Source organism: Streptomyces sp. NPDC002564 (assembly GCF_042889645.1).
Classification (GTDB): domain Bacteria; phylum Actinomycetota; class Actinomycetes; order Streptomycetales; family Streptomycetaceae; genus Streptomyces.
This window is the reverse complement of record NZ_JBIARE010000003.1, coordinates 363602-387729: the sequence shown is the minus strand read 5'-3', so window position 1 is coordinate 387729 and position 24128 is coordinate 363602. Positions and strand designations below refer to the sequence as shown.

20 protein-coding genes are annotated in these 24128 nt (G+C 73.1%); 5 read left to right on the top strand and 15 right to left on the bottom strand.

Annotated elements, in window-relative coordinates; all coding sequences use genetic code 11:
• The 3 genes from ACFYXE_RS13275 to ACFYXE_RS13265 all read right to left on the bottom strand — a co-directional run bounded on the left by ACFYXE_RS13275 (window position 1) and on the right by ACFYXE_RS13265 (window position 4999).
• A complete protein-coding gene (locus ACFYXE_RS13275) occupies window positions 1-2013 on the bottom strand; it encodes an FAD/NAD(P)-binding protein (RefSeq protein WP_389311968.1) in 2013 nt (670 codons plus the stop codon).
• Window positions 2014-2585: 572 nt separating this feature from the next.
• On the bottom strand, window positions 2586-4238 hold the full coding sequence (locus ACFYXE_RS13270; RefSeq protein ID WP_389311966.1) for an alkaline phosphatase D family protein: 1653 nt from the start codon (window positions 4236-4238) through the stop codon (window positions 2586-2588).
• A 107-nt stretch (window positions 4239-4345) separates the two neighbouring features.
• A complete protein-coding gene (locus tag ACFYXE_RS13265; protein ID WP_389311964.1) occupies window positions 4346-4999 on the bottom strand; it encodes an HNH endonuclease family protein in 654 nt (217 codons plus the stop codon).
• A 619-nt stretch (window positions 5000-5618) separates the two neighbouring features.
• Here ACFYXE_RS13265 and ACFYXE_RS13260 point away from each other — a divergent pair.
• Entirely contained in the window at window positions 5619-6302 is a 684-nt protein-coding gene (locus ACFYXE_RS13260; protein ID WP_389311962.1) for an HAD-IA family hydrolase, read from the top strand.
• A 46-nt stretch (window positions 6303-6348) separates the two neighbouring features.
• Here ACFYXE_RS13260 and ACFYXE_RS13255 read toward each other — a convergent pair whose 3' ends face one another.
• Window positions 6349-7143 (bottom strand): SDR family oxidoreductase, encoded by a 795-nt coding sequence (locus ACFYXE_RS13255; protein ID WP_389311960.1) that lies wholly within the window; start codon window positions 7141-7143, stop codon window positions 6349-6351.
• Between the two features lie 168 nt (window positions 7144-7311).
• Window positions 7312-8268, bottom strand: coding sequence for a peptidoglycan-binding protein (locus ACFYXE_RS13250; protein WP_389311958.1), 957 nt, complete (start codon window positions 8266-8268; stop codon window positions 7312-7314).
• A gap of 459 nt (window positions 8269-8727) precedes the next feature.
• Between ACFYXE_RS13250 and ACFYXE_RS13245 the strand changes: the two genes are divergently transcribed.
• Window positions 8728-10794, top strand: a complete 2067-nt coding sequence (locus ACFYXE_RS13245) for a DHA2 family efflux MFS transporter permease subunit (protein ID WP_389311956.1) — start codon at window positions 8728-8730, stop codon at window positions 10792-10794.
• 4 nt (window positions 10795-10798) lie between these two features.
• Here ACFYXE_RS13245 and ACFYXE_RS13240 read toward each other — a convergent pair whose 3' ends face one another.
• From ACFYXE_RS13240 to ACFYXE_RS13220, 5 genes are all read right to left on the bottom strand, one after another.
• Window positions 10799-11338, bottom strand: coding sequence for a GNAT family N-acetyltransferase (locus tag ACFYXE_RS13240; RefSeq protein WP_389311954.1), 540 nt, complete (start codon window positions 11336-11338; stop codon window positions 10799-10801).
• A 42-nt stretch (window positions 11339-11380) separates the two neighbouring features.
• Complete coding sequence (locus tag ACFYXE_RS13235) at window positions 11381-11707, bottom strand: antibiotic biosynthesis monooxygenase family protein (protein WP_389311952.1); 327 nt, start codon at window positions 11705-11707, stop codon at window positions 11381-11383.
• Window positions 11708-11759: 52 nt separating this feature from the next.
• Window positions 11760-12284: a hypothetical protein gene (locus ACFYXE_RS13230; RefSeq protein ID WP_389311950.1), complete on the bottom strand. Its 525-nt coding sequence runs from the start codon at window positions 12282-12284 to the stop codon at window positions 11760-11762.
• Window positions 12277-12927, bottom strand: a complete 651-nt coding sequence (locus ACFYXE_RS13225) for a hypothetical protein (RefSeq protein WP_389311948.1) — start codon at window positions 12925-12927, stop codon at window positions 12277-12279. The genes ACFYXE_RS13230 and ACFYXE_RS13225 overlap by 8 nt, the downstream gene beginning before the upstream one ends.
• A gap of 234 nt (window positions 12928-13161) precedes the next feature.
• Entirely contained in the window at window positions 13162-13563 is a 402-nt protein-coding gene (locus ACFYXE_RS13220; RefSeq protein ID WP_389311946.1) for a DUF1992 domain-containing protein, read from the bottom strand.
• Between the two features lie 112 nt (window positions 13564-13675).
• On the opposite strand from ACFYXE_RS13220, the gene ACFYXE_RS13215 reads away from it, so the two are divergent.
• The gene (locus ACFYXE_RS13215) at window positions 13676-14068 is read left to right on the top strand and encodes a hypothetical protein (protein ID WP_389311944.1); all 393 of its coding nucleotides are present in this window, start codon (window positions 13676-13678) and stop codon (window positions 14066-14068) included.
• Window positions 14069-14091: 23 nt separating this feature from the next.
• Here ACFYXE_RS13215 and ACFYXE_RS13210 read toward each other — a convergent pair whose 3' ends face one another.
• Together ACFYXE_RS13210 and proP are read right to left on the bottom strand one after the other, a co-directional pair.
• The gene (locus tag ACFYXE_RS13210; RefSeq protein WP_389311942.1) at window positions 14092-14766 is read right to left on the bottom strand and encodes an O-methyltransferase; all 675 of its coding nucleotides are present in this window, start codon (window positions 14764-14766) and stop codon (window positions 14092-14094) included.
• 133 nt (window positions 14767-14899) lie between these two features.
• Window positions 14900-16333, bottom strand: a complete 1434-nt coding sequence (gene proP, locus ACFYXE_RS13205) for a glycine betaine/L-proline transporter ProP (protein ID WP_361175465.1) — start codon at window positions 16331-16333, stop codon at window positions 14900-14902.
• 484 nt (window positions 16334-16817) lie between these two features.
• On the opposite strand from proP, the gene ACFYXE_RS13200 reads away from it, so the two are divergent.
• Window positions 16818-18881 (top strand): bifunctional glycosyltransferase 87/phosphatase PAP2 family protein, encoded by a 2064-nt coding sequence (locus ACFYXE_RS13200; RefSeq protein ID WP_389311940.1) that lies wholly within the window; start codon window positions 16818-16820, stop codon window positions 18879-18881.
• Here the strand turns inward: ACFYXE_RS13200 and ACFYXE_RS13195 are convergent.
• Both ACFYXE_RS13195 and ACFYXE_RS13190 read right to left on the bottom strand, forming a co-directional pair.
• A complete protein-coding gene (locus ACFYXE_RS13195) occupies window positions 18832-20463 on the bottom strand; it encodes a hypothetical protein (protein WP_389311938.1) in 1632 nt (543 codons plus the stop codon). The two genes, ACFYXE_RS13200 and ACFYXE_RS13195, sit on opposite strands and share 50 nt — an antisense overlap.
• 190 nt (window positions 20464-20653) lie before the next feature.
• Complete coding sequence (locus tag ACFYXE_RS13190) at window positions 20654-21898, bottom strand: cytochrome P450 (RefSeq protein ID WP_389311936.1); 1245 nt, start codon at window positions 21896-21898, stop codon at window positions 20654-20656.
• Window positions 21899-22209: 311 nt separating this feature from the next.
• On the opposite strand from ACFYXE_RS13190, the gene ACFYXE_RS13185 reads away from it, so the two are divergent.
• Window positions 22210-23379 carry a steroid 3-ketoacyl-CoA thiolase gene (locus tag ACFYXE_RS13185; RefSeq protein WP_389311934.1) on the top strand — a complete coding sequence of 390 codons (1170 nt, stop codon included), beginning with the start codon at window positions 22210-22212 and terminating at the stop codon, window positions 23377-23379.
• A gap of 205 nt (window positions 23380-23584) precedes the next feature.
• On the opposite strand, the gene ACFYXE_RS13180 is transcribed toward ACFYXE_RS13185, so the two are convergent.
• Window positions 23585-24037 (bottom strand): transglycosylase SLT domain-containing protein, encoded by a 453-nt coding sequence (locus tag ACFYXE_RS13180; RefSeq protein WP_389311932.1) that lies wholly within the window; start codon window positions 24035-24037, stop codon window positions 23585-23587.
• Window positions 24038-24128: the final 91 nt, after the last annotated feature.

The following is a 24128-nucleotide window of genomic DNA, read 5'->3' as shown; positions in this document are numbered from 1 at the left end:
TCAACATTCGGTCAGCCGGAGATTCCGTTTCGGCTCGGGCCCGGATCCGGGGAGCGGCACCCCGGTCCCCGCGGCCGTCCGCAGGGCGGCCCGCGCCACCGCGTCCGCGTCGGACAGCGTCACCGAGTCGACACCGGGCCTGGCACCGGCCGCGGTCACCCAGTGGACCCCTTCGGTGGGCACCCCGAACGCGAACCTCCGGGCGTGCGGACGTCCTTGACGGTCGATCACGCGGTACGGGCGAGGGGTCACGTCCAGGCCTCCGGTTTCGTACCCGTCGACCACGTGGGGGCGGCAATGGCCGTCCGCGAGGAGCCGTCCGAGCAGCGCGTCGGCGGTGCGGCGCAGGTCCGGCTCGGGCAGCCGGGCCTCGATCAGGGCGGTGACGCGCACGGTGGAATCCGGCACGTCGGGGGAGTGGGCGAGGAACGCGCCGCCGTCGGGGCGTACGGCCAGGCGCGGGCCGAGCACCTCCAGGACGCCCGCCTCGATGAGCGCCGCCATCTCCTCGATGCGGCGGCGCGGTGGGCCGATGGACAGGAAGGCGTTGAGCGGCGTGTACCACCCGTCGAGGTCGTCGCGGCGCGAGGCGCCGGACAGGCCCCCGTGGTCGACGACCTGACGGAGCTCGTTGCGCAGGTCGCGCAGGACGTCGAGGGCGGCCTTCAGGGGACCCGCGACATTGCCGAGCGCGGCCTGCGCGGCGTCCTCGCGCAGCCGGTCGAGCAGCCAGGCACGGTGGGCCTCCGGCGAGGCGAACGCGGCGGTGGGGTGCGGCCGGGAGAGCCGTTCCCAGGACCAGATTTCGTCGTCCGTGATGCCGAACTCGGCGAGCACGAGGGCCTCTTGGGGGCTCCCGTGCCCCGTGGCGAGAAACCGCTCCCGGAAGCCCCGGACGTCCTGCGGGCCCCCGACGGCACCCCGGGGTCCCGGCACGTCCCCGGCGCCCCTGTCACCCTCGGGGTGACCGTCGTCCCGCGCCGCGAGCACCGCCGCGTAGTGGACCGTCTCGACCTCCTTCGCGATCAGCGGCCATATCTCGGTGCGGAAGTCGGGCGCGTCACCGCTGTCCGCCCGCTTGCGGAAGCGGGCCACGGCGTCGGCGGTGAGCACCGCGGGCTCGTGCCGCCCGTACGGCCCCTTCGCGTTGTCGCCGCGCGCCTGGTACGGGACGCCGCGCCGCGAACCGGCGAACAGCAGGGGCTCGCGCCCCGAGGGCGTGTACCGCAGGGTGCCCTCGGGCGTGCGCGCGTACCGCCCGCCGCGGCCCTCGGTCAGCAGCGCCATGTGGTCGAAGAAGTTGAGGCCGAGCCCGCGCAGCAGCACGCGTTCGCCGGGGGCGAGGACGGACAGGTCCAGGTCGGCCGGGTTGGCGGGCGGGAAGTGGCGCAGGCCGTGCCGTGCCGCATGGGCCGTCAGGTGCCGCTGCCCGCCGTCGTCGGCCGTCGGCAGGTGGCCCTGGGCGAGGACGACCGCGGCGAGCCCGGAGAGTTCGAGTCCGCTGTCCAGGGCGAGGGTCTGCAGGCCGTCGGCCGTCTCGTCGAGGCGTACGGCGCGCGCCGCGTGGACCCGGACGCGGACCGCGTCTGGCGCGAGGCGCACGGTCCGCGCGAAGACCCACTCCAGATAGCGGCCGTAACAGGCGCGGGTCGGATAGTCGTCGGGACCGAGCCCCGGCACGCGGCCCCCGGCGGCCCACTCGTACAGGCTGGGGCCCGGGCGGATCGGCCCCGAGCAGTCGACGCTCGCGTCGGTGAACAGGGTCACCTGGGAGGCGACCGTGTTCATCAGGAGCTCGGCGGGCTGCGCCGTCCGCCAGACGCGCCCCGCGCCCGGCGGCGCCGGGTCGACGACGTGCACCGTCAGGCGGGCCCCGGGCGGGAGGAGTTCCGCCGCGGAGGCGCAGAGGCGTTCGAGCACGCTGGTGCCGCGCGGGCCCGCGCCGACCAGGGCGAGCTCGGTGGCGGGAGCATCCGGCGCGGACCGGCGCGGCGCGGGCAGAAGTGCGGACAAAAGCGTGACTCCCGGGGCATGGCGGACGGTAGAAGCGGATGGTCCGCATCATCATGCCGCCGGGGACCCCGCGGCCGAACCCCGGACGGAGGATCCGGCCGGTGGTGTGGCCTGTGTCACGCGGGAGGGGTGTGCGCCGTGTGAACAGGGGGTGCGCGGCGCGTGGGAGCACGGTGCGCGCGCCCCGGGCGGGACCCGCCGGCGCAGGGTCCACCCTGCCCATGAGGGCCGTCCCCGCAGCTCACGAGGGCGGTACGCCCGGCTCGTGAGAGCTGTCGGCCCGGCTCGCGAGGGCTTGTGCGCCCGGTTAGTGAGGGCTGTCGGCCCGGCTCGCGAGGGCTTGTGCGCCCGGTTAGTGAGGGCTGTCGGCCCGGCTCGCGAGGGGTTGTGCGCCCGGCTCGCGAGGGTGGTACGCGCAGCTCATGAGAGCCGTACGCCCGACTCGCGAAGGCCGTGTGCCCCTGCCCCCGAAGACCGTGCCCCTGACTCCCGAAGGCCCGTGCGCCCGGCCCCTGGAGCCGGGGGATCCCGCGATATCCGCCCGCGCCCAGGTCCGCGCACACGCCCGCGCCTCACGAAAGCCGCGTCGTCTCCACCGTCTCCAGCCGGACGCCCGCGCCGCGCACCGCCCGCGCCTGGTCGAGCCGCAGCCGCGAGGAGCGGCCGCGCAGGGTCAGGGTCATGAGCTGGTTGCCGAACCAGGGGCCGCCCGTCCGGTGCCAGTCGATGCCCGCCTGGGTCACCGAGCCGTGCCGGGCGAACCGGCGCCCGAGTGCCCGTCCCACCCGGCTCCAGCCGAAGCGGAAGCCGAGCCTGATCGACGCGGGGATGGAGTTGTGGACCGGGGAGCAGGTCAGCTGCAGGACCCGGGCCCCGGGGCCGCCGCCCGCGGGCCAGCTCGGCTCGGCGACGTAGGCGTGGTGGACGTCACCGGAGAGGACGCACACCGTGGCCGGCGCCTGCGGACCCGTGCCCGCCTCGGCGATCAGCGCGGTCAGCGCCTCGAAGGAGGTGGGGAAGGCGGCCCAGTGCTCCAGGTCGGACCGGCGGCGCAGGTTCTCGCCGAAGCGGGCCCAGCGGGCACCGCGCTCGCCGCGGCACAGCGCGGCGTTCCACCCCTCGGCGTCGTGGATGAGGTGGGGGAGCAGCCAGGGCAGCGACGTGCCGACGAGGAGATGGTCGTAGCTGCCCGGCCCCTCCAGCGCCTGCTCGCGCACCCAGCGGGCCTCGTCCGGGTCGAGCATCGCCCGCTTCCCCTCCTCCAGGACGCGGGCCGCGCGGGTGTCGACCATCAGCAGGCGTACGCGGCCGAAGTCCCGCCGGTAGCTCCACCGGGTGCTCGTGGGGTCCGCGTCGGCCGTTGCGGCGAAGGTCCGCAGCGCGTCCGTGCCGTCCGGGGCGGCGCACACGGCGGCGTACAGGGCGTCGTCCGCGAGCTCGGCGGGCGGCAGATTGCCCAGGTGCTGGTGGACCCAGTACGACATCAGGCCGCTCAGGATGCGCTCGCGCCACCAGGGCGTGTCCCGCATCTCGGCGAGCCAGGCCGCGCTGGTGTTCCAGTCGTCGATCACGTCGTGGTCGTCGAAGATCATGCAGCTGGGGACGGTGGACAGCAGCCAGCGCACCTCGGGGTCGAGCCAGGACTCGTAGTAGAGGTGGGTGTACTCCTCGTAGTCCGCGACCTGGAGGCCCGGCGGGTCGGTGAGGTCGCGGCGGGCGGCGAGCCAGCGCTGGGTGGCCTTGGAGGTCTGGTCCGCGTACACCTGGTCGCCCAGGAGCAGCAGCACGTCCGGGCGCTCGGCCGCCGGGTCGGCGGCGATGCGGGCCGCGAGGGTGTCCAGGGCGTCGGGGCCCACCGGGTCGTGCTCGTCGGAGGGCGGCGCGGCCCAGCGGCAGGAGCCGAAGGTGACGCGCAGTTCGGCGTCGGCCGCCCCGGACGGGGTGCGGATCGTGCTGGCCGGGAAGGGCGAGTCGGGCAGCGGCCAGACGACCGCCCGCGTGCTCTCGCCGAGCCGCACCTCGTACGCCGTCTCCGTGCCGGGGGTGAGTCCGGTGACCGGGACGAGCGCGTAGTGGTGACCGGCGACCTGGAAGGTCCGCGCGGAGCCGCGCGCGCCGTCCGCGCACCGCACCTCGGCGGTGCAGGGCCGGTCGGCCTCGACCCAGACGGTCGCCGTGGAACCGTCGACGTACCTCAGCAGTGGACCAAGGCGCAGCCGTGCCACAGTCGATCACCCTCCTCCGTCGCCCCGTACGGTACGGAACGACGGGGAAGGGTGGGGCGGTTCCGCGATTTGTCCGCCGGGTCGGCGGCCGTGACCGGTCCGCCGGATCAGCAGCCGTTGAGGATCGAGGACAGGGCGCTCTTCTCCTCGGTGTTCAGGCTGAGCTTGTAGTGGTGCTTCACGTCCACCCACATCCGGGCGTAGTAGCAGTGGTACGAGGTGGTGGGCGGGAGCCACTTGGCCGGGTCCTTGTCGCCCTTGGCCTGGTTCACGTTGTCGGTGACCGCGATCAGCTGGGGCCGGGTGAGGTCGTTGGCGAAGCCCTCGCGCTGTGCGGTGGTCCAGCTGTTCGCGCCGGACTTCCAGGCCTCGGAGAGCGGGACGACGTGGTCGATGTCGACGTCGGACGCGGCGGTCCAGGAGCCGCCGTCGTAGGGCGACTTCCAGGTGCCGGAGGTGGCGGCGCAGCTGGCGTCCTGCTCGACGCCGGTGCCGTCGCGCTTGAGGACGACCTCGCGGGTGTTGCAGGCGCCGGACTGCGTGCTCCAGTGCGGGAACTTGTCCCGGCTGTAGCCGTCGGCGGATCCCTCGGCCTTGACGGTGAGTTCACCCAGGTAGGTGCGGGCCGTGGCGGCGCTGACCGGGGCCGGGGGAGCGGCGTGGGCCGGGGTGCCGCCGAACAGCGTGGTGGCGGTGGCGAGGGCGACGGCTGCGGTGGCGAGGGCGGGGCGGGTGCGTCGACGCGCGTAGACGGCGGACATACGAACTCCCTAGGTGTGGGGGGAAGTTGACCGGTGGGGCGGTCATCGTTGCCTGGTGTGGTTACTCGTGGATGTGCATCCGGTGACAGGGTCGCGTCAAATGGGTGCCGACTTCAAGGGTTCCGGCGGTTTCTGGCGATCTGTCATGCGTGTGGAGGAGGCCGGGAGTTGTGGGTGTGGGGGGAGGGGTGGTGGGGGTGAGGGGTGCGGGCTGGGCGGGGGCGGGCAGGGTGGTGCTCGGTGCTCGGTGCTCGGTGCTCGGTGCTCGGTGCTCGCGGCTCGGCGCTCGCGTCGGTCCGTGTCGAGGGGTGCCTGATATGCCGGACCCCCTCGCCCGTCGCCCGTCGCCCGTCGCCCGTCGCCCGTCGCCCGTTCCGTGTAGAGGGGTGCCTGGTACGCCCGTCGCCCTTCCCGCGTCGCCCGGGCGTCCGGTCCGCCCTCCCGTTACCCCCTTGTGCGGCTCACCCCATTTGGGGTGCTTGGGCGGTGTGACCTGCGGCGTTGGCTTTTGCTGGCCACGTTTTGTACCGTGCAGAAACAAAGTGGCTCCGCCCGTACTCCCTGACCGGCGGGCGGGGCTGCCTTGATCTACCGCCGCCTCTGCGCCCTGGAGCACCCGATGACGGCCACGACCGCCGACCCCGTCGCCCCCGTACTGACCGCACGGGCGGTGCTGCTCGACATGGACGGCACCCTCGTCAACTCCGACGCCGTCGTCGAGCGCTGCTGGCGGCGCTGGGCCGCACGGCACGGGCTCGACTTCGACGAGGTCATCAAGGTCGTCCACGGACGCCAGGGCTACGCCTCGATGGCGGTGCTGCTGCCGGAGCGCCCGATGGAGGAGAACTACGCGGAGAACCGCGAGATGCTCGTCGCGGAGACCTCCGACATGGACGGCGTCGTGCCGGTGCCCGGCGCCCCCGCGTTCATGGCCGCGCTGGCCGAACTCCGCCTGCCGCACGCCCTCGTGACCTCCGCCGACGTGCCGCTGTCCACCGGACGCATGGCCGCGGCCGGGCTCGCGCTGCCGGACGTACGGGTGACCGCGGAGAGCGTGGGCGCCAGCAAGCCCGACCCCGAGGGGTTCCTCAAGGGAGCGGCCGCGCTCGGCCTCGACCCCGCGGACTGCGTGGTCTTCGAGGACTCCGAGGCCGGCATACGCGCCGGTCAGGCGGCCGGCATGCGCGTCGTGGGCGTCGGCCCGCGGGCCGCGCGATTCGGCCCCACCGTGCACGTCGACGACCTGTCCGGGGTGGGTGTCGCGGACGCGGGCGACGGTTCGATCCGGCTGACGTTCGCCTGACCTTCGAAGCCGGGGGTGCGGTCGGCACAGCCCCCCGGGCCCCTACCTACGCGGTCGTGGCGATGCCGCCGTCGACGGGGATCACGGTGCCCGTGAGGTACGCGCCCGCCCGGCTGGCCAGGAACACCGCGACACCCGCCATGTCGTCGTCGCGGCCGATCCGGCCCAGTGGGGCGGACGCCGCGATCGTCTCGCCGAACTCGTCGAGGGTCGCGGCCATCATCGCCGACGGGAACGGCCCCGGCGCCACGGCGTTCACCGTGACGTGCTGCGGTCCCAGTTCCTTGGCGAGCACCCGGGTGAGTTGATGCAGCGCGGCCTTGCTGCTGGAGTACGAGTAGTTGGGCCGCTGGGGGATATGGATGGCGGCGATGCTGCCGATGTTGACGACCCGCGCGGGATCGTCGGCGGTGCCCGCCCTGCGAAGTGCGGGCAGCAGCGACTGGACCAGCCAGAACGGCGACTTCAGGTTGAGGTCGACGACCGTGTCCCAGGCCGCGTCCGGGAACGTCGCCAGCGGCTCGTCCCACATGGCGCCCGCGTTGTTGACCAGGATGTCGAGACGCTCCGAGCCGGCGGTGACGAGGTCGGACAGCCGTCGGCACTCGTCATGGCGGGAGAGATCGGCGGGGACGGCCCGCACCTCACCGAACGCGGACAGCCTTTCCTGCGCCTGTGCGCACGCTTCCGTGTCGCGTGAGCTGACGACCACGCGGGCACCCGCCTGGAGCAGCCCGCGCGCGATCATCATGCCGATGCCCCGCGTGCCACCGGTGACGAGCGCGCGCTTACCGCGCAGATCGAAGAGTTCCGCATGTGTCGTGAATCGGTTGTCCACCACGTGCCGCCTTTGCAGTTGGTCGTGCGGGATGACCCGCCGACGCATCGGCGCAGCGACACGTCGGGCGTTCGGGTCGGGTGCTCGGTCCAGCGGTCTGCACGCTAGAAGGTTGGAGTGCACCTCAAGCAAGCGGACGAGGGTCCCGACGGACCCCGTCCGCCCCCGTGTTCAGGGCTCCGTGGTCTCCGACTCCAGGCTCCTGCGCGTCTCGCGCCCGTATTCGCCCGGCATGTCGTCGCTGAGCCCCCGCGCCCACTGGTACCGGAGCACCGCCTCGGTGACCTCGTACGAGTAACGGCCGTCCCGCTCGCCCGTGTACAGGTCCAGCTGCGCCAGCCGCCCCTGCAGTTCGACCACCCGGGGGCCCTCGTCGCCGGGCCGCAAGGTCGCGTCGGTGGGCCGGTGCGGGGGTGGCGGCGACGCCCCCACCGAGCCCGTCGCCCGCGCGGTCGACGGCGACGGCGTGCGCGAGCGTGCGGACGACGACGGCGACGCCGACTCCACGTGCGTCCGTGAGGCGGTCGGCGACGGCTTGCCGCCGGGTGCGGCGGCGAGCGCGTGCGAGGGGGAGGCGGACGGCTTCGCCGAGGGCGCGGCGGGTTTCGTCGGGTCCGCGTACGCCGACGCCGGGTCGCCCGGCAGCGCGCGGTCCCGGGTCGGCCCGTCCGAGGCGGACGAGAGCATGCCCATCGCGAAGACGGTGGCGGCGGTGAGGGCCGCCGCCGCGCCCGCCCCGGCGAGCAGTACGAGGGCGCGCTTGCGGACGGTTCTCCCGCCCCTGCCCTCCGGGACCCGCGACGTCTCTGCGTCCTGGGCGTCCTGCGCGGCCTGGGTGGCCTCCGCGCCCCGCGTGGACTCCGGACCCTCCGTCGTCGTACGGCCCGGGGGCCCCTTCGCAGTCCTGCCGGAGGAATGTGTGCCGCCCGCCCCGGGGGTGTCGTCGCGCGTCTCGGGGTCGGGCAGCGACACGTAGGGACGTATCCGCAGCGGGTCGAAGTCCGCCGCGGCGGCCGCCTCCGCGGACCGCGCCCGCGTCCGGAGCTCCGCGTCCGCACCGGCCGCGCGCCGCCCGCACCCACACTCCACCGAGCCACCCGCCTGCCCCGAGCCTCCCGGCTGCACCACGCTTCCCGGCTCCGGCTGTACCGAGCTGCCCGCGTGCCCCGAGCCACCCGCCTGCCCCGAGCCGCTCGCGGGGCCCGTTCCGCCCGGCTGCCCGGAGCTGCCCGGCTGCACCGCGTCTCCCGGCCCCACCCGGCCCCCCGGCCCCACCGAGCCGCCCGCGCGGTCCGCGTGATCCGCCCCGCCCGGCCCCGTCGGGCCCCCGCACCCCGGGCACCGCGGAACACCGTGCCGGTCCCGTGCGTCCTGTCGTCCGTCGCGCCGCCCGTCCCGTCCGGCCATCGGCCGCCCCTCACCTCATCCGCCGCCCGTGTCCCGCCCGCCCCGGAGCTTCCGCGATTATGCCGAGCCCCGCTTCAACAGGCCATAACCGCAGACACGTACCAGGATGGAAAGGGAAGGCCCGCCGGGGACCGCCAGTGGCGGACCCCGGCCGGACCGCTGGACCCCCGGGAGGTGTCCATGACGCAGGACGTCAGTGCCCGGCCCGCCGGGCCGGAGCCCGACCCGGTGCCGGGCAGGGGCGGCAACGGGCATCCGTCCGGCGGCGTACTGGTCTCCATCGGCGCGCTGCTGCTCGGCATGCTGCTCGCCGCCCTCGACCAGACGATCGTCTCCACCGCGCTGCCGACGATCGTCAGCGACCTCGGCGGCATGGACCACCTGTCCTGGGTCGTCACCGCGTACATGCTGGCCGCGACGGCGGCGACCCCGCTGTGGGGCAAGCTCGGCGACCAGTACGGCCGCAAGCGGCTGTTCCTCACCGCGATCGTGATCTTCCTGGTGGGCTCGGCGCTGTGCGGCATGGCGCAGAACATGCCGCAGCTCATCGGGTTCCGCGCGCTGCAGGGACTCGGCGGCGGCGGGCTCATGGTGCTGTCCATGGCGATCGTCGGGGACCTGGTGTCGCCGCGCGAACGCGGCAAGTACCAGGGCCTGTTCGGCGCGGTCTTCGGCGCGACCAGCGTCCTGGGGCCGCTGCTCGGCGGCCTGTTCACCGAGCACCTCAGCTGGCGCTGGGTCTTCTACGTCAACCTGCCCATCGGCGTGATCGCGCTCGTCGTCATCGCCACCGCGCTGCACATCCCGGCGCGCGACACCCGGCACACCATCGACTACCTCGGCACCTTCCTCATCGCCGCCGTCGCCACCTGCCTGGTCCTGGTGGCCTCGCTCGGCGGCACCACCTGGGCCTGGGGCTCCCCGCAGATCGTCGGGCTCGCGGTGCTGGGCGTGGTCCTCGCCGCGGCCTTCGTGGCGGTGGAGCGCAGGGCGGCGGAGCCGGTGATCCCGCTGAAGCTGTTCCGGATCCGCACCTTCACGCTCTCCGCGGTCATCAGCTTCATCGTCGGCTTCGCGATGTTCGGGGCGATGACCTACCTGCCGACCTTCCTCCAGGTCGTGCAGGGCGTCTCGCCGACCATGTCGGGCGTGCACATGCTGCCCATGGTGGCCGGCATGCTCCTGTCCACCACGGCGTCCGGCCAGATCGTCAGCCGCACCGGGCGCTGGAAGGTGTTCCCGGTCGCGGGCACCGCGGTCACCACCCTCGGCCTGCTCCTGCTCCACCAGCTGGACGAGAACAGCGGCACCGGCGAGATGAGCGCGTACTTCTTCGTCTTCGGCCTGGGTCTCGGCCTGGTCATGCAGGTGCTCGTGCTCATCGTGCAGAACGCCGTCAGCTACGAGGACCTGGGCGTCGCCACGTCCGGCGCCACGTTCTTCCGCTCGATCGGCGCCTCCTTCGGCGTCGCGATCTTCGGCACGATCTTCACCAACCGGCTCGGCGACAAGCTCACCGACGCCCTCGCCGGACAGCCGCTGCCGCCCGGCCTGAGCGTGGGCGCCCTGGAGGCCGACCCGCGCGGCATCTCCCGGCTCCCCGCCGACCTGCGCCCCAGCGCCCTGCACGCGTACGCCTCGTCCATCACGGACGTCTTCCTGTACGCGGCGCCGGTCGCGCTGCTCGCCTTCGTCCTGGCCTGGTTCCTGCGCGAGGACAAGCTGCGCGCCTCGGTCACGGCGCCCGACCCGACCCAGACGCTGGCCAGCAATCCCGTGGAGCGTTCCTCGTACGACGAGTGCGCGCGGGCCCTTTCGGTGCTCGGTACGCGCGAGGGGCGGCGGGCGGTCTACGAGAAGATCACGGCGCGGGCCGGGTACGACCTGCTGCCCGCCGCCAGCTGGCTGCTGCTGCGGATCGCCCGGCACGGCTCCGTCGAGCCCGGCGTGCTCGCCGAGCGCAGCACGGTGCCGCTGACCGTCATCACGGCGGCGGCCCGCCAGGTCGAGGAACGCCACCTCGCCGAGCGCCAGGGCCTGGAGATGATCCTCACCGACCAGGGGCGCGAGGTCGCCGGCCGGCTGGCCAGGGCGCGCGAGGAGTCCCTGTCGGAGCTGCTCGGCGACTGGTGGGGCCCGGACCGGCCGACCGACCTGGTCCAGCTGGTCGAGGAGCTCGGCGCCGAGCTGTGCGGGTCGGAGTCGGAGCGCCCGCACAACGGCTCGTCGGTGGTCCGCGCGGCGTGAGGCGTCAGCGTGCGACGGGCGCCGCCGTCCCGGTGAGAACCTTGGCGTACCAGCGCTCGGCGTACGGCCGCTCGGTCAGCGGCTCGGTCTCCTCGTACCCGTGCCGCGCGTACAGCGTGCGGGCCTCCGCCAGGTCGGTGCGGGTGTCGAGGATGATGCGCCCGGCGCCCAGCGCGCGGGCCGCGTCCTCGGCGGCGGCGAGCAGCAGCGGCGCGCCGCCCTTGCCGCGCATGTCCTCACGTACGAAGACCCGCTTGAGCTCGGCGGTCGCCGGGTCCAGCAGCCGCACGCCCGCCGTCCCGACCGGCTCGCCCCCGTACCGCGCGACGAAGAGCGCTCCGGACGGCGCCGCGAGATCGGCGCCGGTCTCCGCCGCGACCTCCCGCTCCAGCTCCCCGGGGTCCGTCGTGCGGCCCTCGTGGAGCAGGTACCAGCGGTCGCTGACCTCCGTGTAGTACGCACGCCAGAGCGCGGCGGCGACGGCCGAGTCGTACGCCTCGGGGGCGACGGTCCAGGAGGGGGCGGCGTGGGCGGCGTCGTTCATGGCGTCATTCTGCGCCGCCACGGACGCCGCCCCGCAACTCAATTAGCTCTTCGGCGCGGCCTGTTGCACGACCTCGAACGACCACACCGAGGACCCGCTGGCGGCCGGCTTGGGCCGCTCGCCGCCACCCTCGCCGCCGCCCTGGTGGGCGGCCTTCATGGGCCCCTCCATCCACGCCTGGAAGGACGCCTCGTCACGCCAGCGGGTGTACACCAGGTACTGGTCGGTGCCCTCGACGGGGCGGAGAAGCTCGAACCACTCGAAGCCGTCCGAGTTCTCCACGGCGCCCGCGCGGGACGCGAAGCGCTTCTCCAGGATCTCGCGCTGTTCGTCGGGGACGGTGAGGGCGTTGATCTTCACGATGCTCATGCCGCCATCCTGCCTCACCGGGGTGTCGGGGCCGCGTGAGCCCCGGGGCGTCTCACAGGCGCAGCAGGCGCTCGGCCGTCTCGCGGTAGTCGCGCAGGGCCAGGCGGAGCTGTTCCGTGTCGTCCGTGGAGTACTTGGCGTGGGAGACGCCCGTGACGCCCTCGGCGGGGGACGCGGTGGGCGGCGGGGTGGCCCCGGCGGTCGGGCCGCCGGCGGTCGCGGCCGACGCGGGTGCCGGTGTCGCCGCGGGGTCCACGGGGGTCGCGGGAGCCGCGGGCGCGCCCGGCGCGGGGGCCGGTCCTGGCGGCTGCGCGGGGAGGCCCTGGGGCGTCACGCCGTGCGACGGGGCGCCCTGGGACGGCACGCCCGGGGACGCGTCCGGCGACCACGTCGTGCGCAGGGCCTGGCGGCGCTCGGCCAGCGTCCGGGTGAGGTCGGCGATCGCCTCCTCCAGGATGCGGTCGGCGCTCTCGACGGCGGTGCGCGGGCTGTCGACGAAGCCGTTGACGGCGTTCTGCAGCCGCAGCGTCAGCTTGTCGCGTGCGTCGGGCGGGAAGAGTGCGGACGTCTCAGCCATGCTGAACTCCCTTGGACGTGATGCCGGTCGAGCCCTTGCGCGTGCTGATGCCGCCGGTGCGGGCGGCGCCGTTGCCGGTGTGGTGGTCCGCGATCAGGGCCTCGAAGAGCTCCCGCGCCTCGATCAGCGCGGCGCGCAGCTCCTCGGTCTCGTTGCCGGTGGCCGTCTCGGGGTCCGCCGTGCCGAGCGCCGCGCGGTGTGCCTTGCGGTAGCCGTGCACGTGGTGGGCGTGGTGCACGGAGAGCGCCTCGACCTGGTCCTCGTAGTGGTCCGCGGTGGGGAAGCCCCGCTCGCCCGCCAGTTCGGCGATGAGCCGGTCGGCCTCGGCCACCGCCTCGCGCGGGGAGTCGACGAAGCGCTCCTGCGCGACGGTCCAGCGGGCCGTGTACTGCTCGCGTGCGGCGGGGTCCAGCGGCACGAGCTGCAGGGAGCCGTGTCGCTTCACGCGCTCGCCGAGGTCGCGCTCGGCGGCCTTGGTGTCGCCGTCGTGCCGGGCGACCGCGCGGTCGTACTCGGGCCCGAAGCGGCGCTGGAGGCCGCGCGTGCCGCTCGCGCCCTGCCTGCCGTTCAGCACGACGAAGGCGACGCCGGCCAGGACGGCGACGACGACCACGATCAGAACGATGATCAAGACTGTGGACATGGGCGGGGTGCCTCTCGGCTCGGGGATCGGCCCGGGGCGCGAGGCCCCGTGTGGCCTCGGCACCCGTTCCCCACGACGAGTTGCCCGGAATCGGTCCGGCAAACGCCCGGCGGACCGCTTCGGGCTCGGGGGTTCCCCGGCTCCGGGCCGAGGGTGCCCCGCGCTGCACACCGGGCGCCGCTGCCGCTGCACGCCGGGTAGCGCTCCCGCTGCACGCCGGGTGGCGCTCCCGTCTCACGCCGGGTGCCGCTCCCGCCAGTCGCGGGCCACCTCGTCCACGTCGTACGGGCGCAGACCGAGCGGCGGGCCGGGCGGCGGGAGGCGCAGCGCCTCGCGGATCTTGTCGTTGAGCTCCGTCACGAGCCTGCGGGCGACGCGTTCGGAGGGGGCGTCGGCCGCCGCGACGAGCGTGTCCTCGGCCTCCTTGCGCAGGGCGAGCGTGGGGGACAGGGAGGAGAGGCCCTCGCGGGCCATCTTCTGCTTGATCCACCACATCTCGTCGTAGGGGGCGGGCCCGTCGGGCAGCGGCTTGCCCCGGCCGGGCAGGGCGGCGAAGTCCCCGCGCTGCTCCGCCTCGCGGATCTGCCGGTCGATCCAGGACTCGAAATTCACTCCAGGTGGCTTGCGCTCCGTCATGGATCCATTGTCCCAGGGGTCGTGCGGCACGCCAGGGCGGGCACTTAGGATGCGGCAGCGCGCGACACACCAATCACGCTCGCGCCGTCGCGAGTTGAAGGAGCGTACGTACGTGCTGGAGCTGACCATGGCCTCGGTTTCCGGGGCGGACGCGGGTGCGACCGCAGGCATGCTCATGGCCGAGGCGCCGAGCGAGCCGGGCGCGGTGCTGCGGGTGGGGCGGGACCGGAGCGTGTGCCGCCTGGTGACGCCCGACGACTGGCTGTTCGTTTCCCGGACCCATCTGGAGTTCCGCTGCGGACCGGACGGATCGTGGTCCGTGAGCTGGCTGCGCGGCTCGAACCCGGATCCGGCCTCCGAGGTGCGGGTGGTGTCCGAGGGGGCGGTGCGGCCCCTCGCGTACGGCGGGGCCGCGCCGCTCGCCCGGGGCGGCTCCGGCGAGGTCGTCATCCAGGACCGGTCGGGTCCGCGGAGCGTGAACGTCGGTTACTACCACGAGGGTTGAGCCCCGGCCCCGCCGAGGGGCGGTCAGGCCGTGACGCGGGCCAGCGCGAAGCCGTCGTACCCCTTGGTGCCCACCGTCTGCACCGCCGTCGCGCTCAGCCGCGGGTGCTCCGCCATGATCCGCAGCGCCTCCCTGGTGCCGACCACGCCGGGGTCCTCGCTGGTGGGGTCGGCGACCGCGCCGCCGCGCACGACGTTGTCCAGGACGATCAGGCTGCCCGGCCGGGTGAGCTCGAGCGCCCACTCCAGGTAGTGGGGATTGTTGCCCTTGTCGGCGTCGATGAAGACGAAGTCGAAGGGGTCGGGGTGCGCCGCGTGCTCGGCGCCGAGCGCGGTGAGCGAGTCGAGGGCGGGCCCGACGCGGACCTCGGCGATCTTGTCGAGCCCGGCGCGGGCGAGGTTGCCGCGGGCCACGGCGGCGTGCTCGGGGCTGTACTCCAGGGTGATCAGGCTGCCGTCGGCGGGCAGGGCGCGGGCCAGCCAGATGGTGCTGTAGCCACCGAGGGTGCCGATCTCCAGGACCCGGCGGGCGCCCTGGATCTGCGCGAGGAGGTGGAGGAGCTTGCCCTGGTTGGCCGCGACGGCGATCTGCGGCAGGCCGGCCGCGTCGCTGTCGCGCAGGGCCCCGGTCAGGGCGTCGTCGGCGGGGGCGAGGAGGCCGGTGAAGTAGTCGTCGACGGAGTCCCACTGCTGCGTCATGAGGATGCACGTTCCCTTCGACTGCCTAGTTAGTTTCGCTAAGAAGTCTACGGTGGGGGCGGTGCCGTTGTCAGGGGGAGGCGGCGTACCGGCGGCGTACGGGACCGGGGGACCGGACGCCACCCCGGGGGGGCTACGCCCCGCGGACCCGGCGCGCCTCGGACTCCGTCTCCACCGCCGGGGGCGAACCCGGCAGCGGCCTGCGGGCCGACTCCGTCATGTACCAGACCGCGATGCCGCCGATCACGGCCGCCGCCATCATGTAGTACGCGGGCATCATCTTGTCGCCCGTCGCGCCGATCAGCGCCGTCACGACCAGCGGGGTCGTCCCGCCGAAGACCGAGACGGAGATGTTGAAGCCGATGGACAGCGAGCCGTAGCGGACCTTCGTCGGGAAGAGCGCCGGCAGGGTCGACGGCATCGACGCCGTGAAGCAGACCAGGAGCAGGCCGAGCGCGCCGAGGCCCAGGGCGATCGCCCAGATCGAGCCCTCGCGGATCAGGAGCAGCGCGGGCACCGAGAGCAGGAAGAAACCGGCGCAGCCCGCGGCGATCACCGGACGGCGGCCCACCCGGTCGGTGAGCGCGCCCATGAAGGGCTGGACGCACATCATCAGCGCCATGACGCCGAGGATGACCAGGAGCCCGTGTGTCTCGTCGTACTTCAGCTCGCTGGTCAGGTAGCTCGGCATGTACGAAAGCAGCATGTAGTCCGTGACGTTGAAGACCAGGACCAGGCCCATGCAGAGCAGCAGGGCCTTCCACTGCCCGGTGACCATGTCGCGCAGGCGGACCTTCGGGCGGGACTTCTCGTCCTTGTGGGCCTGCGCCAGCTGGGCGGCGAAGGCCGGGGTCTCCTCCAGCTTCATCCGCAGGTAGAGGCCGATGAGGCCCATCGGGCCCGCGATGAGGAACGGGATGCGCCAGCCCCAGGAGAGCAGGTCGTCCGTGGACAGGAGGGCCGTCATCAGGGTGACCAGGCCCGCGCCGCCGATGTACCCGGCCAGCGTGCCGAATTCCAGCCAGCTGCCGAGGAAGCCCCGCTTCTTGTCGGGGGCGTACTCGGCGATGAACGTGGAGGCGCCCGCGTACTCGCCGCCCGTGGAGAAGCCCTGCACCAGGCGGGCCACCAGGAGCAGGATCGGCGCGCCCACGCCGATCGCCGCGTAGGAGGGGATCAGACCGATCGCGAAGGTGCCCGCCGCCATCATGATCATGGTGAGCGCGAGCACCTTCTGGCGGCCCACGCGGTCGCCGAGCGGGCCGAAGACCATGCCGCCGAGCGGCCTGATCAGGAAGGCGGCGGCGAAGGCGCCGAAGGTGGAGAGCAACTGGGCCGTCGGGTTGCCCGAGGGGAAGAACACCTTGCCCAGCGTCACGGCGATGTAGCTGTAGACGCCGAAGTCGAACCACTCCATCGCGTTGCCGAGGGCGGCCGCCTTCACCGCGCGCTTGACCATCGCGGGGTCGGTGACGGTGACGTCCCGGGCCGTTCCCGTGCGGGGCCCGGGCGGGTGCTCGTCCGCGGACTCGGGCTTGCGTGGTGCGACGGAGGTGGCGCTCGCCAAGGGTTCGCTCGCCTGCTTTCGGTCGACGACAAGGACGAGGCCGCACCCGGAAACCGGGGCGGCCCGAAAGCGACCATAGGTGCAAGGGGCATCATTACGGTCGGTGGCCGGGTGGCCGCGCAGCGCGCGGAAACGGCTGCTGTCCAGGTCAAACGGCATTTCCGCAGGTGGCGGGGGTGCGGCCGACCTGTGATCTATGTCGCGGCCGGAGGCAGGAACCGGCCGCCCGGGCCGGCGGCGTCCTTGTTCGGATAAGGGCAGGTCCGACGGGGTCCGTCCACTCCGTACCGTTTCTGTTCGGGCACGGCGCCCGAAAAGCCGATAGAAAGCGATGTGGCTGCCAGGTGAAATGGTGGTTGCGTGCGTCTCACATCCGGGGTGCCGGCTCTCGCGCCGCGCCCTGCCCGTGAGGCGTGGTGCCGTACCCGGCCCCCGGCGAACGGGGCCGCGGACATGACGAACGGGGCGGGAGGGCCGACGACGCGTGGCGAACGTTGAGCACAGCGGACCGGGGAATGCGCTGGGGGCCGGACGGGCCGACGGACCCGACCCACGGACCGGAGCGACCCGCGTGGTCCTCTGGCTGTTCGCCGCCGTCCTGGCGATCCGCCAGGTGGCCGTCGTCCTGCGCACCCCCGAGGGCGAACGGCTGACCGACCTGGAGACCTGGATCGGGCCCGAGGGCGTCCTGCACGTCAACGGCTCCTTCTACGACGCCGACAAGTTCACCGGCACGCCGTTCGCCGGCCTCGTCCTCAAGCCGCTCACCCGCGCGGGCGAACAGACGCTGGGCTGGGGCTGGACCTTCGGCACCCTCGGCCTCGTCGTCGTGCTCGGCCTGGTCGCCGCCCACGCCCTGCCCCGGCCGGTCGCCCGCCGCACCGCCCTGCTCGCCGCCCCCGTGGCGGTCAGCCTGCTCATCGTCTCGCTGCCGGTGCGCAACACCCTCCACCTCGGACAGACCAGCATCCTGCCCGTGCTGCTCGTCCTGCTCGGCCTCTTCGTCGTACGCGGCGAGCGGGCCGGCGGCGTCCTGATCGGCGTCGGCGCCGCCCTGCAGCCGACCATGCTGCTCTTCGCGGCGCTGCTCTGGTTCACCGGCCGCAGGAAGTCCGCCGCGTCCACCGGGGCCGTCTTCGCCGCCTGCACCGCGCTGGCCTGGGCCGCGATGCCGCACGACTCGTGGACGTACTGGATCCACCACCTCGCGGGCGCGGGCCTGGGCGCCAACCCGGACGACACCGCCAACCAGTCGCTGCACGGCATGCTGCTCCGGCTCGGCCTGACCGGCCCCCTGGAGACCGGCCTCTACCTCGCCCTGAGCGCCGCCGTCGTCCTGCTCGGCCTGCGCCGCGCCGTGCGCTACGCGCGCGACGGACAGCTGCTCCTGGCCGTCGCGATCACCGGCTGCGTCGCCGTCGTGGTGTCCCCGACGACCTGGCAGCACCAGCTCCTGTGGGTGCTCTTCGCCGTGGTCGGCCGGGTCGGCAAGCGCCGGTCCGACCGCTACATGTGGCCGGTCGCCGTCGTCCTGGTCTCGACGCTGCCCGCCAAGATGATGCTGCCGAACATGCCGGTCACCGAGCCCATCCGGGACAACATCGTGCTGATCGCGGCGCTCGCCGCGGCCGTCGTGGTGCCCTTCCTGTCCCGCGCGCACCCGCAGTACGCCGAGCCGATCCGCACGGACTACGCGACGCCCGTCCCGGCCCGCTGGAGCCGGGTGCCCCTGATGCCGTTCTGGCGGCGCGTGGTGACCCGCCCGAACCTGCTCCTCGAACTCCTCCTGATCCGCGTCGGCTACTCCGCCTACCAGCAGGTCAGGCTGGCGGCGACGGGCGGCACGATCTCCGGCGGCCGGGCCACCGCGGAGGAGCACGGCGCGCAGGTGCACGCCGTCGAGCGGTTCCTGCACATCGACGTCGAGCACTGGTTCAACCACCTCACGGCACGCACCGGGTGGATGGAAGACTTCTTCAACTTCTACTACACGTCGTTCCACTTCCTGGTGCCGCTGACCATCCTGGGCGTCCTGTACGTCCGCAGGCCCGCCGACTACCGCTGGGCGCGCTCCGCGCTCGGCTTCGCCACCGTCCTCGCCCTCATCGGCTTCTGGGCCTACCCGCTCGCGCCGCCGCGCCTGATGCCCGACCTCGGCTTCATCGACACCGTGCACGGCGTGCAGGACTTCACCCAGCCCGACTACGGCACGCTGACCCAGCTCACCAACCAGTACGCGGCGATGCCCTCGCTGCACTTCGGCTGGTCCCTGTGGTGCGGCCTGGTCATCGCGGTCATCGCGCCCCGCTGGTGGATGAAGGCGCTCGGCCTGGTGCACCCGTTCTTCACGGTCTGCGCGATCGTCGGCACCGGCAACCACTGGGTGCTCGACGCGGTGGGCGGCGCGGCCGTCGTGGGAGCGGGCTTCGGCCTCACCTATCTGCTGTCCGGCCCGCGGGTGCGCGCCACGGCGCGGGCGGCGGCCGGGGCGGAACCCGTCAGCGACAGGTCGAGGGACGACCTCGTGAAGGGCCGTACCCCGAGCTGATCTCGTAGGTGCCGGGCGCGGGCACGGAGAGGCGGGTGAACTCGCCGTGCGGCTTCAGGCAGGCCCCCTCCGCCCGCAGCCACGGCGAGTACACCAGGCGCAGCGTCACCGACCCCCGCCTCGGCACCCGCACGACCACGTTCGACCCGGTGGAGCGCACGACGGCGGCGGGCTCGGAGACCAGCGGGACCGGGTCCTTCACCCGGAAGATCTGCCAGTGCGCGTCCTTCCACACCGGCTTCAGCCAGCCGGGGCGGCCCGCCACCAGCGCCGCCTCGTCCTCGGCGAAGCCGTCCGGCTTGCCGGCGGGCAGCACGACGTACCCGACGGCCCACTTGTCGAGCCACGCGCGGTAGGTGGCCGCGGAGAACGAGCCGTCGTAGAAGAGCCGGCCGCGCTCGATGTCGAGCTGGCGGTTCCAGCCGCGCGCCATGTTCACGTACGGGGCGAGGGCGGTCGCCTCGCGGTGGTTGCGGGTGGGGACGACCTCGACGCGGGTCCGGTTGGCCTCCAGGCGCTCCAGCTCCCGCACCACCCCGTGGGTGTCCACCGCCCACTTCGGCACCTTGGTGGAGATCCGCAGGTCGTCGACGGTCTTCTGGGTCACCCACGCCGACGACAAGACGAGCGCGACCGTCAGGGTGATCCTGCGTGCCCTGGTCAGGCCGGGCACCAGCAGGGCGGCGAGCAGCAGCGCGGGGCCGACCAGCTCGGCCAGCCGCTCCACGTTGGTGCCGATCGGGGACGGGATGAGATACGTCAGGACGGTGCCGATCGCGTACACCCCGGCGCCCCACCGCAGCACCCGCCACTCGCGCGGCCCGGCCAGGATCAGGGCGAGGCTGAACAGCACGGGCGGGAAGATCCGGTCGAACGGCATCAGGTGCTCGCCGGTGAACGGGAAGAGCACCGTGGTCGCCCCGACGACCAGGGCCGGCGGCACGATCAGGGTCGCCGCGCGCACCCAGTCGCGCACGAAGAAGTAGCCCGCGCCCGCCACGACGAGGAACAGCCCCGCGACCGGGGAGCCCATGGTGGCCAGCGCCGAGCAGACGACCGCGACGGTCACGCGCCGCCGCCGCACCAGGGCCAGACAGGCCGCGAGGGCGAAGGCGAGGCCGAGGGCGAACGTAGTGCGCCCGGAGGCGACGTTGCACCACACGGCGAGCGAGGCGAGCACCGCGGGCCACAGCGGTCTTCGCACGCCGGTGCGCGCGATCAGCGCCGCGACCAGCCAGGCGCCCGCGACCCCCGAGAGCACCGTCACGGTCCGCACGCCGAGCGCGGCCATCAGGTAGGGCGAGATCAGGCTGTAGTTGGCGGTGTGCATGCCGCCGTACCAGAAGAGGTTGTACGCGGCCGTGCCGTGCTCGGCGGCGAACCGCGCCCAGGCCTGCTGCGCCGCGAGGTCACCGCCGCCCGTCGCGAGGAACGCCACCCACACGGCGTACAGGGGAAGGGTGGGCAGGGTGGCGAGGAGCGGGATGCGGTGACGCTCGACGAAGGGCCGGAAGGGGGAGTTCCGGCCCTTGGACGCACTGCCGGACGGGGTGAGCGAGACGTCGGCAGAGACCACGGCCACCGTTTCCGTTCGAGTCTTGGGGAGGCAAGGTTCACTTCTCCAGACGCTTCGTGCAACGGAAACGTTGGTTCCGTAAACGGAATTGACCTGATAGGTCGCCTTGGTGCCGCTCTATGGGCTCATGGCGGCCCTCCGGGGGAGGCAGGGGCGGGGCGTGAGGGGGATGGGCCCCTGCCTCCCTGGAGGCGGGTCAGCGGGTGCTGACCTGAAGTTCCTTGACGCCGTTGAGCCAGGCGGAGCGGAGCCGGCGCGGGTCGCCGGTCAGGTGCAGGCCGGGCATGGCGTCGGCGATCGCGTTGAAGATCAGGTTGATCTCCAGGACCGCGAGGGACTTGCCGAGGCAGAAGTGCGGCCCGCCGCCGCCGAAGCCGAGGTGCGGGTTGGGGTCGCGGGTGATGTCGAACCGCTCGGGGGACGCGAAGACGTCGGGGTCGTGGTTGGCGGAGGAGTAGAAGATGCCGACCCGGTCGCCCTTCTTGATCCGGGTGCCGCCGAGGTCGGTGTCCTGGGTGGCGGTGCGCTGGAAGGAGACCACCGGGGTCGCCCAGCGCACGATCTCCTCCGCGGTGGTCGCGGGGCGCTCGCGCTGGTAGAGCTCCCACTGGTCGGGATGGGTGAGGAAGGCGTGCATGCCGTGGGTGATGGCGTTGCGGGTGGTCTCGTTGCCGGCCACGGCGAGCAGGATCACGAAGAAGCCGAACTCGTCGGAGGAGAGGTTGCCCTCGTCCTCGGCCGCCACCAGCTGGCTGACGATGTCCTTGGCCGGGCACTCCTTGCGGGCCGCGGCGAGGTTCATCGCGTAGGCGACGATCTCCATCGCGGCCTCGGCGCCGATCTCCTCGGTGATGGCGTACTCCGGATCGTCGTATCCGGCCATCTTGTTGGACCAGTCGAAGATCTTGGAGCGGTCCGCCTGGGGGACGCCGATCAGCTCGGCGATGGCCTGCAGCGGCAGCTCCACGGCCACGTTCGTCACGAAGTCGAAGGACCCGTCGGGGCCCGCCTGCGCGAGCGCGTTCTCGACGATGGACCCCGCGCGGGCGCGCAGCGCGTCCTCCAGCGAGCGCACGGCGCGCGGCGTGAAGCCGCGCTGCACGATCTGCCGGACCCGGGTGTGCTCGGGCGGGTCCATGTTGAGCATGATCAGCTTCTGGACCTCGATCTGGTCCCGGCTGATCGTCTCGTTGAAGCGGATGATCGCGGTGTTGAGGTTGGAGGAGAACAGTTCCGGGTGCGTGGAGACGTACTTGACGTCCTCGTGCCGCGTGACGGCCCAGTAGCCCGCGTCGTCGTAGCCGGAGATCCGGGGCGGCTGGGTGACCCAGCGCACCGGCTCCGTCTGCCGCAGCTGTGCGAACTCCGGCAGGGGCACGCGGTCTTGAAGCAGGTCCGGGTCGGTGAAGTCGAACCCGTCGGGCAGCGCTGGACAGGGCATCGGCAACTCCAGGCGTGGAATTCGGCAAGTCCTGAGGGCGAAGGTGCTTCTGACGGTCCATCAGAGACAGTGGTTGCGTCGCAAGGTAGTAACGGGTTCTACAAGAGGCAAGGCTCCCGACGGCATCGTTGCGCGCGCCACCGAGGGGCGAGAAGGGGTCAACTCGTGCGGGACCTGCGCAAGGTGCGTGCAAGACCCTTGCGGCGTCGGGGTCCGGCTCAGCAGACTGCTGGGCAGAACTAGAACGCGTACTAGTTCCACTCGCGAGCCGCCGGGACGGCTCGCGGGACGTGGAGGGAGAGGACGAGCCCATGGCCGCGGAACCCGTCATCGTCGAAGCAGTACGCACGCCCATCGGCAAGCGCGGGGGCGCGCTCGCCAATCTCCACCCCGCCTATCTGCTCGGTGAGACCTACCGCGAACTCCTCGGCCGCACCGGCATCCACGCCGACTGCGTCGAGCAGATCGTCGGCGGCACGGTGACGCACGCCGGGGAGCAGTCGATGAACCCGGCCCGCACGGCCTGGCTCACCATGGGGCTGCCGTACGAGACCGCGGCGACCACGGTGGACTGCCAGTGCGGCTCCTCGCAGCAGGCGAGCCACATGGTCGCCAACATGATCGCGGCCGGCGTCATCGACGTCGGCATCAGCTGCGGTGTGGAGGCGATGTCACGGGTGCCGCTCGGCTCCGGGTCCAAGCACGGCCCCGGCAAGCCCTTCCCCGACGAGTGGAACGTCGACCTGCCCAACCAGTTCGAGGCAGCCGAGCGCATCGCCCGCAAGCGCGGGCTCACCCGCGAGAACGTGGACTCGCTCGGCCTCATCTCGCAGGAGCGGGCGGCGGTGGCGTGGGGCGAGGAGCGCTTCAAGCGCGAGACGTTCGCCGTGCAGGTGCCCACCACCGAGGAGGAGCAGTCGGCCGGGCACGGCATGTGGCGGCTCGTCGACCGCGACGAGGGGCTGCGCGACACCACGATGGAGGGCCTCGGCCGGCTCAAGCCGGTCATGCCGACCGCGGTGCACACGGCGGGCAACTCCTCGCAGATATCGGACGGCGCGGCGGCCCTGATGTGGGCGTCCAAGCGGATGGCGCGGGCCCTGAAGCTCAGGCCGCGGGCGCGGATCGTCGCCCAGGCGCTGGTCGGCGCCGACCCGCACTTCCATCTGGACGGCCCCGTGGACGCGACGCGGGCGGTCCTCGGCAAGGCGGGGATGTCCCTGAAGGACATCGACGTCGTCGAGATCAACGAGGCCTTCGCCTCGGTGGTGCTGTCCTGGGCGCAGGTCTTCGGCCAGGACCTGGAGAAGGTGAACGTGAACGGCGGCGCGATCGCGCTCGGCCACCCGGTGGGCGCGACGGGCGCCCGCCTCATCACCACGGCCCTGCACGAACTGGAGCGCAGGGACAAGGAGTTCGCCCTCATCACGATGTGCGCGGGGGGTGCGGTGGCGACGGGCACGATCATCCAACGGCTGTAAGCCGTATCAAGCCTGCCGAGGGGCCATATCAGCCCTGCCGAGGGGGATATCAGCCCGTCCGGCGCTTGAGGACGAGCTCGGCGGAGCCGGTGATGTACCGAGCCGGGTGGGGGATATCAGCCTGTCCGGCGTTTGAGGACGAACTCGGCGGAGCCGGTGATGCACCGAGCCCCGTGGGACCCGCTCAGGCCCGCCGACCCAAGGCTCAGTACCAGCCGTTCGCCTGCCAGTGGTTCCAGGCGGCGACCGGGCTGCCGTAGCGGTCGTTCATGTAGTCCAGGCCCCACTTGATCTGGGTGGCCGGGTTGGTCTTCCAGTCCGAGCCCGCCGAGGACATCTTCGAGGCGGGGAGGGCCTGGACCAGGCCGTAGGCGCCGGACGAGGAGTTCTTGGCGGTGTGGTTCCAGCCGCTCTCGTGGGACACGATGTTGCTGAAGGCCTTGTACTGCGCCGGGTCCGGGATCATCTTCTTCGCGATGGACTGGGCGGAGGAGGCGGCGGCGGGAGCGGCGGCCGGAACGGCGGCCTTCGCGCCGGTCGGGGTGGCTGCCTGGGCCGGGGCCGCGGCGAAGACCATGCCGGACGCGGCGACGGCGACGAGGCCGCCGGCGAGGGTCTTCTTCGGGGAAGCGATGCGGCGGATGAGCGAGGCGGACACGGAGGACCTTCCGGTGGGGGACGGGGCGGTCGCGCCGCACGCCGTGGCACACCGGAGTGTGGGGGACATGCGGCGGCGCCGAGGCCCGTGG